At 71.1% G+C, this 8,471-nt stretch carries 9 protein-coding genes and 1 pseudogene; all 10 read right to left on the bottom strand.

Annotation, left to right across the window (positions count from 1 at the left end):
* Positions 1 to 54: 54 nt before the first annotated feature.
* On the bottom strand, positions 55 to 1,089 hold the full coding sequence (gene hypE / locus ABZ281_RS26390) for a hydrogenase expression/formation protein HypE (RefSeq protein WP_356659298.1): 1,035 nt from the start codon (positions 1,087 to 1,089) through the stop codon (positions 55 to 57).
* Positions 1,086 to 2,189, bottom strand: a complete 1,104-nt coding sequence (gene hypD, locus ABZ281_RS26385; RefSeq protein WP_356659296.1) for a hydrogenase formation protein HypD — start codon at positions 2,187 to 2,189, stop codon at positions 1,086 to 1,088. Before hypD ends, hypE begins: the two co-directional genes overlap by 4 nt.
* Positions 2,186 to 2,818, bottom strand: a complete 633-nt coding sequence (locus tag ABZ281_RS26380; RefSeq protein ID WP_356659302.1) for a CBS domain-containing protein — start codon at positions 2,816 to 2,818, stop codon at positions 2,186 to 2,188. Before ABZ281_RS26380 ends, hypD begins: the two co-directional genes overlap by 4 nt.
* A 51-nt stretch (positions 2,819 to 2,869) precedes the next feature.
* Positions 2,870 to 3,793, bottom strand: coding sequence for an oxidoreductase (locus tag ABZ281_RS26375; protein ID WP_356659294.1), 924 nt, complete (start codon positions 3,791 to 3,793; stop codon positions 2,870 to 2,872).
* A 24-nt stretch (positions 3,794 to 3,817) separates the two neighbouring features.
* Entirely contained in the window at positions 3,818 to 4,276 is a 459-nt protein-coding gene (locus tag ABZ281_RS26370) for a cyclic nucleotide-binding domain-containing protein (RefSeq protein WP_356659292.1), read from the bottom strand.
* On the bottom strand, positions 4,273 to 5,436 hold the full coding sequence (locus ABZ281_RS26365; protein WP_356659290.1) for a 4Fe-4S dicluster domain-containing protein: 1,164 nt from the start codon (positions 5,434 to 5,436) through the stop codon (positions 4,273 to 4,275). Before ABZ281_RS26365 ends, ABZ281_RS26370 begins: the two co-directional genes overlap by 4 nt.
* 289 nt (positions 5,437 to 5,725) lie before the next feature.
* The gene (locus tag ABZ281_RS26360) at positions 5,726 to 6,478 is read right to left on the bottom strand and encodes an FAD:protein FMN transferase (RefSeq protein WP_356659288.1); all 753 of its coding nucleotides are present in this window, start codon (positions 6,476 to 6,478) and stop codon (positions 5,726 to 5,728) included.
* A gap of 49 nt (positions 6,479 to 6,527) precedes the next feature.
* Positions 6,528 to 7,004, bottom strand: a complete 477-nt coding sequence (locus ABZ281_RS26355) for an FMN-binding protein (RefSeq protein ID WP_356659286.1) — start codon at positions 7,002 to 7,004, stop codon at positions 6,528 to 6,530.
* A gap of 30 nt (positions 7,005 to 7,034) precedes the next feature.
* Positions 7,035 to 8,309: a ferric reductase-like transmembrane domain-containing protein gene (locus ABZ281_RS26350; protein ID WP_356659300.1), complete on the bottom strand. Its 1,275-nt coding sequence runs from the start codon at positions 8,307 to 8,309 to the stop codon at positions 7,035 to 7,037.
* Between the two features lie 56 nt (positions 8,310 to 8,365).
* Positions 8,366 to 8,471: pseudogene (locus ABZ281_RS26345) on the bottom strand (hypothetical protein); the annotation flags it as partial.

Genomic DNA, 8,471 nt, shown 5'->3' with positions numbered 1-8,471 from the left:
GGTGTCACACCGGCCGCGCACACGCCTGTCCGGGCCCCGATTGCTCCTGATGTCTCAGCAGATGCGCGGAAGTTGCTCACCCAGGGGCATGTCCACCACGCGCCGGGCGCCGACCAGAGTGCGAAGGATGACCCAGCCGGCCGGGCCCTGAGGGGACACCTCTCCGATGCGTACCGCCTGTCGTCCCTCGGGAAGGGATCGCAGACCGGCGAGCGCCTCGTCCGCCGCCGACGGGGCGACGAAAGCCACCAGGCAGCCCTCGTTGGCGACGACCAGGGGATCGAGGCCGAGCAGGTCGCAGGCGGCGCCGACGGCCTGAGGAACGGGGACGGCACTCTCGTCGATGTTGACGGTCACGTTCGAGTCGCGGGCGATCTCATTGAGGACCGCGGCCAGTCCACCGCGGGTCGGGTCGCGCAGGCTGTGCACGTGGCCGCCGAGGGGCGCCAGAGCGTCGACCAGGTGGTGCAGGGGGCGGCTGTCCGAGGCGATGTCGCTTTCGAAGCCGAGCCCTTCGCGCGTGGACAGGACGGAGGTGCCGTGCAGCCCGATCGGACCGGACAGCAGTACGGCGTCCCCGGGCCGGGCGAGCGCGGCGGACGGGCGCAGCCCCAGGTGCCGGTGCCCTACGCCCGTGGTGTTGACGAAGATCTTGTCCACGGCGCCACGGCCCACGACCTTGGTGTCACCGGTGACGACGGGTACCCCGGCGTCACGAGCTGCCTTGCCCAGCGACTCCACCACGCTGCGCAGTTCGGCGAGCGGCAGGCCCTCTTCGACGTTCAGCGCCACGGACAGCGCGATCGGCCGCGCACCACGCATGGCGAGGTCGTTGACCGTGCCGTGCACGGCCAGGGAACCGATGTCGCCGCCGGGGAAGAACAGCGGGCTGACGACGAAGCTGTCGGTGCTGATCACGAGGTCCGGGCGGCCTGGCAGCAGGGCGGCGTCCTCCAGAGGGCCGTGGTGCCCGTCGAGGGCGGGCAGCACCAGCGTGTCGAGGAGTTCGGCGGTCAGCCGCCCTCCCGCGCCATGACCGAGCAGGACGACGTCGTCCTCGTGGTGGGGGACGGGACAGTCGGGGGTCATGGCGCATGCACTTCCTTGGTGCGGCCGGCGGCGTGGAAGGCCGCGCAGGTGCCCTCGGCGGACACCATCGGTGCGCCGAGCGGATGGCGGGGCGTGCAGCGGGTGCCGTATGCCGGGCAGTCCGTGGGCAGCCGGGCACCGGTGAGTACGGCACCGGCGATGCACTCGGGGTCCTCGACGGTGCGAAGACCGCCGACGTCGAACCGCCGCGCGGCGTCGAAGCGCGCGTACGCGCCGGAGAGTTCCAGGCCGCTGCCGGGCAGCTCGCCGATGCCGCGCCAGGCACGGTCGGTGACACGGAACACGGTACGGACCACGTCTTGGGCCTCGGTGTTGCCCGAGCGGCGCACGGCCCGCACGTATTGGTTCTCGACCTCGCAGCGGCCCTGTTCCAGCTGGCGTACCGCCATGAGGACGCCCTCCAGCAGATCGAGTGGTTCGAAGCCGGTGACCACGATGGGCACGCGGTAGCGGGCGGCGATCGGTTCGTACTCCCGCCAGCCCATCACCGCGCACACGTGCCCCGCCGCGAGGAAGGCCTCGACCTCGCAGTCGGGGTCCTCCAGCAGGGCGGTCATGGCGGGCGGCACCAGGACGTGACTGACCAGCATCGAGAAGTTGGCCAGTCCCAGTCGTGCGGCGTGCAGCACCGCCATGGCGTTGGCCGGCGCGGTCGTCTCGAACCCGACGGCGAGGAAGACGACCTGGCGCTCCGGGCAGTCCGCGGCGATGCGTACCGCGTCCATCGGCGTGTACACGACCCGTACATCCGCGCCGCGCGCCCGCAGCGACAGCAGGTCGGTGTCCGTGCCGGGCACCCGCAGCATGTCACCGAAGCTGGTGAGGATCGTGCCGGGGCGGCCGGCGATGGCCATCGCCCGGTCCAGGGTCTCCAGAGGGGTGACGCACACCGGGCAGCCCGGCCCGTGGATCATGCGGATACCGGCGGGCAGCAGTTCGTCGATGCCCTGGCGGACGAGGGTGTGGGTCTGGCCGCCGCAGACTTCCATGATCCGCCAGGGCGTGGACGCGGTGCGGCGCAGTTCGTCCAGCAGCCTCCGGGCGAGTGCCGGGTCACGGTATTCGTCGAGGTACTTCATCCGGGTTCCCTCACCCGTACTTCGCCGGACAGGGCCAGGTCGACGTCGACCACGCCTTCGACGGAACGCACCAGGCGGGCGGCGATCGGCACCACGGAGGTGTCCCGCACGTGCCCGGTCAGGGTGACGACGCCGTCGGCCACGTGCACCTGCACGGGCTCCAGAGGCGCGGGGAAGAGGGGCACGAGGATCTCCTGACGGATCTCCTCGGCGATCTCGTCGTCGGTCCGCAGGAACACCTTGAGGAGATCGGCGCGGCTGACCACACCTTCGAGGAGGCCCTCGTCGTTGACGACGGGCAGTCGCTTGATGTTGCGCTGGGCCATGATGCGGGACGCCTGTGCGAGTGTGGCGTCGGGATGGACGGTGACGGCCGGCGTGCTCATCACATCGGCGGCCGTCATCCCTCCGGCCTTGGACAGATCCGACAGACGGCGCATCTGCGTGGCCCGGTCGGGATCGCTGTCGCGGAACTCCTCCTTGAGCAGCAGATCGGCCTCGGACACGACGCCGATCACCCGGCCCTCACCCTCCAGCACGGGAAGGGCGCTCACCTTCCACTCCTGCAGGAGCTTGACGATGTCCTTGAACGAGGCGTCACGGCCCACCGCCACGACGGTGTGGGTCATGACGTCGCTGACGATGTGCGGGCTGATGCGCACGGTGTCCTCCTCGGGGCGTCAGGTGCGGGCGATGGTCAGGTCCAGGAAGTGCGTGGAGCACGAGATGCACGGGTCGTGGTTGCGGATGGCCCGTTCGCACAGGTGCGTCAACTCCTCGTCGGACGGATCGCCCTCGGCGAGGACCTGCTCGACGGTCCGGACCAGGTCGTCCTCGATGGCGCCCTGGTTCTGCGCGGTGGGCGGTACCAGGCACGCGTCCGTGACGGTGCCGAGCTGGCAGTGGCCGCAGTGCCCGGTGGCGCAGCGCATGTTCCGCTCCAGCGAGACCCGGATCCGGTGCGCCGGCACCCCGCGGTGGAGCAGGTCGCGCGCGGTGGCCCGGATCATGACTTCGGGTCCGCACACGTACGCCGTGGTGTTCCCCGGTGTGAAACGGGCGGTGTTCAGCAGGGTGGTGACCAGCCCGACATGACCCCACCAAGCCGGGGCCGGCCGGTCGGCCGTGACCCGGCAGTGCGGCGGGCCGGGCGAGGCGGCCCAGGTGCGCATCCGTTCGGCGAACAGGAGATCGTCGGTAGAGCGCGTGCCGGCGAGCAGGTTCAGCCGCCCGTAGGCGCGCGGAGCCGCCAGTGCGGCCAGCACGAGAGGCCGCAGCGGCGCGAGACCGATCCCGCCCGCCACGACCACGATGTCCTGACCGGCCGCGCGCTCCGGTTCCCAGCCGGTGCCGAACGGGCCGCGCACGCCGACCTCCTTGCCCGGCCGGAGCGCGCACAGCGCGGCCGAGACCGCGCCCACCGAACGGATCGTGTGGACCAGCTCCCGCTGCCCGATACGGGACACCGAGACGGGGATCTCCCCGACCCCGAAGGCGTACAGCATGGCGAACTGCCCCGGGTCGAAGGGCCCGAGTGCCTCGTCGCCGGCGGGCGTGAGCGTGAGACTGACCGTGTCGGCCGTCTCGCGCAGCCGGCTGCTCACCCTGTAGGGGGACGGGGAGGTTCGTCATTCCCGGCTCCCGCTGCCGTAGGGCGCGTACAGGTCGAGCAGACGGATGCGCGAGGCCTGTAGCCGGTGAGCCACGACCCGACCCACCCAGGTCGCGATCGCCCGGCCGAACTCGGGATCCTGCGCACATGCGGCTCGTACGGCCCTCGCGTCGAATTCCCATGCACGTACGGGGCTGAGCGCCTCGGCACCCAGCTGCCACACATACGGTGCGTAGTGCCAGGACCAGCCGAGCAGCTCGCCGTGCCCCAGGGACTCTATGACGGCGGCGCGACGGCCGGGTACGTGCAGGTCCAGGAGGACCGTTCCGGTCCGGATGATCCAGAACCTGTCGGCCTTGCGGCCCTCTTCGAAGAGCCGCTTCCCGGCTTCGAAGGAGACCTCGTGAGCGAGGCCCATCAGCCGATCGCGGTGCTCGACCGGGAGAGCCATGGAAAAAGTGGTGGTGGAGGTCATCGTTCCGTCTCCCTCTGCTTCTCGCGCCGCAGACGATCGGCGAGTTCGTCGTGCAACGCCGTGGCTTCCTCGGTGATGTCGATGCCGACCGGGCACCAGGTGACGCAGCGTCCGCAGCCCACGCAGCCGGAGCTGCCGAACTGCTCGTACCAGGTGGAGAGTTTGTGGGTGAGCCACTGGCGGTAGCGACTGCGCGCCGAGGACCGCACAGGCCCGCCGTGGAGGTGGGAGAAGTCCACGTCGAAGCAGGAGTCCCAGCGCAGCCACCGCTCGGCGTGGTCGCCGGTGAGGTCGGTGACCTCCTCGGTGGTCGTGCAGAAGCAGGTCGGGCAGACCATGGTGCAGTTGCCGCAGGTCAGGCAGCGGGCCGCGACGTCGTCCCAGCGGTCGGCCTCCAGGCTCTCGCCCATCAGGGTGCGCAGGTCCACGGGCGGCATGGCCCGTCCCATCCGGTCCCGCGCGGCGTCGACCGCGGAACGGGCCGCGTGCTCCGTCGCCGGGTCGGCCGGTTGAGAGGAGACATGCGCCAGGACGTCCTGCCCGGCCTCGCTGCCCGCGCGGACGAGGAAGCGGTGACCGGTCTCGTCCAGGACCTCGGTCAGCGCGAGGTCGAACCCGGCGTCCGCCGCCGGGCCACTGTCCATGGAGGCGCAGAAGCACGTGGCACCCGGTTCGGTGCACTCGGCGGCGACCAGAAATGCTCCCGTCCGCCGTTCCTCGTAGCCCCTGTCCCGGTACCGGCCGCCGGCCAGGACCCGGTCCTGGATCGCGATCGCCCGCAGATCGCAGGGGCGTACGCCCAGAAAGGCGTACGACGGCTGCCGGGGGTTCTCCTCGGTGACCGACAGGCGGCCGTCCGGCGTCCGCTCGGCACTCCAGAGCTTCTCGTGCTGCGGGTGCAGGAACGTCTTCCACGACTGAGGGCCGGCCGTGTGGGCGAACACGGCACCGTCGGCACGCGGCACGAGGCGGTAGCGGCCGGCCTCGGCCTCCGTGCCCCATCCGAAGGGCAGGTCGTCGGCCGACGCTATCTCGGCGAGGACGACGGCACCGTCCCGGACCGTGGGGCCGATGACCGTGCGGCCCCGCGCACCCAGGAGCTGGACCAGGGAACTCAACCCGTCCCTGTCCAGGACGCCGTTCGTCGGGCTGTTCGTCATCGTCGCCCTCCGCATCCCGTTCGGGCACCCTGTTGTCAGCCTGTGCCTCCAGGGGGTGCGGCACCACGGGCCGCCCGGGCACCGTCATGGGGACCTTCGGCCCCGATGAGGCGGTCGCGACGGGTCGGGCGCGGGGCGGCTCGACGCATGACCGACGGCAAGGACATCCGCAACGCGCGGATCCTGATCGCACCGTGCGCGGCCGTAACCGCTTCTCCGCGTCTCTCTCACCCTTCCCGTCACCTTCAGCACACCACGTGACCGGCCGGCCCACCAGGGCCGACCTCGATCAGCCGGGCCAGGTCCCGGAAGAAGAGGGTCCGACGACGCCCGGGAAGCCTTCGGTCCACCATGCGCGGTCGCCGGAGGTGACGGCGAAGGCCTCGACACCGGGGAGGGACTCGATCCATTCACGGGCGCTCGGGCCCATGGCGAAGCCAGCAGTCGCGCAGACGTCGATGTCGGTGAGATGGCGGCCCACCAGGGTGATCGAGAGCAGGCCGGATTCTGCCGGACGGCCTGTGCGCGGGTTGAGTATGTGGGGGCCGCGTTCGGCCGTGCCGGACGTCGCGACGGCGAGATCCCGGCCGACCACGACGGTACTGAGCTGACCGGGCAGCAGGGGGTGGGCGATGCCGATGCGCCAGGGCACGCCGGGGGCGCACTCGCCGCGCAGCTGGATGTCGCCGCCGCCGTTGATACAGGTGTTGCGCGCCCCGGCCCGCTCCAGTATCTCGGACGCACGCTCGATGGCCCAGCCTTTGACCAAGCCGGTGGGGTCGAGGCGGCCACCGGGCGTGGGGCTGAACCAGCCGTCGGTGAGGCGTTCTGCGCTCTCGCAGAGCCCGAGCACTTCGGTGACCTCCCGATCGCAGTCGGCGAGGGCGATCTCGCCGCGGGCAAGCCGGCTGATCTGGCTGCCGGGGCGATAGGTGGAGAAGACCTCGTCCACCCGGTGCAGCCATGTCACGGCTTCATCGAGGGCGTGCCGTACGGCGCGCGTGGGAGCGTCGCGGAGGTCGAAGGAGAAGACCGTGCCCATGGCGTGCTCCACGTGGCGCAACCCAGGGCCGCGTCCGGCGTCGGGGCGGTCAGGCACCGGCCTTGTCCAAGGCACTCTGGAGGGACTGCATGTAGCCCTCGCTGGTATAGGAGGCGCCGGAGACAGCCTGGATGTGAGCGCTCTGCGCACCCAGAGCCTCCCTGGTCAGGGTGGGCACGGCGTAGTCGGCGATGGCCCGGCTGCGCGCATCCCCGCTGGGGGTCTGCAGGGCCCGGACCTTGGCCAGCTTGCCGTTGGAGAGGGTGACGGCGACTTGAACCGGGCCGTAGGGGGTCTGCTCGACGGCACCGGTGAAGGTGCCGGTGGCCCCGGCCCCGTTACCGCCGCCGCTCGATGCGGTGGAGTGGCCGGCCCCCCCGGAGCCGGGGGTCGGCGAGGACGTCGCCGCACCCGGGCCGGTACCCGCCAGCGCGGGCAGCGTGGTGTGGTGCGGCTTGAGGGACAGCAGCAGGACCAGGCCCGCAACGCTGGACGTGGCCATGAGGGCGGCGCGGCGTACTGCCATGAGGCTGCTCCCTTCAGGGGCGTGGTGGCGTCAGAAAGCGAAGGACTCGTGGTGGATGCGGCGGCGCGGTACTCCGGCCCGTCGCAGAGCCGGTATTGCTGCGGATGTCATCCCTGGGGGGCCACACAGGTAGACGTCGCGCTCGGCGATGTCAGGCACCAGGACGGTCAGTCCGTCGGCGGTGAGGGGCGAGGAGTGCACGGCAGGCTCGTCCACCACGTAGTGCACGGTCGCGCCGCGACGGGCGGCTATGGCATCGATTTCCCGCCACAGTGCCAGGTCCTGCGGGCGGCGTGCCCGGTACAGCAGGGTGACATTGCCGGGCAGTGTCTCGAAAAGGGCCAGCAGAGGGGTGATTCCCACGCCGCCGCCCAGCAGCAGGACCTTGGAGGACGTGTGTCGTGCCGCGGTGAGGGCGCCGTAGGGCCCTTCTGCCCACACCCGGGTACCCGGCCGCAGTCTTGCCAGGGCCTCGCTGTGGCGGCCGACGGCTTTCACTGTGATGCGCAGAAATCCCCGGTCGGACGGCGCTGAGAGTGAGTACGGGTTCGCCGTCCACCACATCCCGGGGGCGAGGAAACGCCAGCGGAAGAACTGACCGGGCAGGGCCCCCAGATCGTCAAGGTGCAGACCGGCCATGAAGACGGACACCACCCCGGGCGCTTCGGGCCGCACTTCGGTCACGACCAGCTGGTGCCGCAGTGCCCGCCGCAGCGGAGTAAGGAACCGGTACCACACCAGCAGCGAGGCCACACCGATGTAGAGGGCGTACCAGGCGAGCTGGGCGGGGCGGTGCGCGACGAAGTCGGCGCCATTGGACAGCTGGTGGGAGAAGGCCAGGAAGAGGGCGAGGTACGTGGCGAAGTGCAGGTAATGCCATGTCTCGTAGCTCAGCCGGCGGCGTGCGGCGCGGGCCGAGATGACGCCGGTGGCGAGCAGGAGCACAAAGCCCGCCGTGGCCATGAGCATGTCGGGATAGGCGAGCACGAGCGTGGTGGCCTGCCCGATGACGCCCGCGTGGGCGCTGTCCGCGTAGCCAAGAGTGATCAGCAGGACGTGGGCGAGCGTCAGCGAAATGGTGTACCGGCCGCCCAGCGCGTGCCAACGAGCCAGGCGGTCCGAGCCGACGGCCCGCTCCAGCACGGGAAGGCGGGACATCAACGCGAGCAGCACCGCGCAGGCGTACCCGGCCAGCAGGCCGGTCACCCGGCCGGCGTTGGTCAGCCACCCGGAGAATCCGACCACGGAGGTGGTGTCGAACCACCACAGGCCGATGACGGCCACGGCTCCGGTACAGATCAGCAGCTGGGCAACAGCCCCGAGGACGCGGGGAGAGGTCGGGCCGGACCGAGGGGGACGCGCCCTGGCATGGCGGCGTCGACGATGCTGGCGAGGCGGACCGCCTCGGACTCCACCCGTTCCTGGGCGCTGTTGCTGATCGTCCGGGTCTCGACGATGACGAGGGAG

This window comes from Streptomyces sp. NPDC006265 (genome assembly GCF_040613555.1).
Lineage (GTDB): Bacteria > Actinomycetota > Actinomycetes > Streptomycetales > Streptomycetaceae > Streptomyces.
This window is presented reverse-complemented; position numbering and strand designations above follow the sequence as displayed.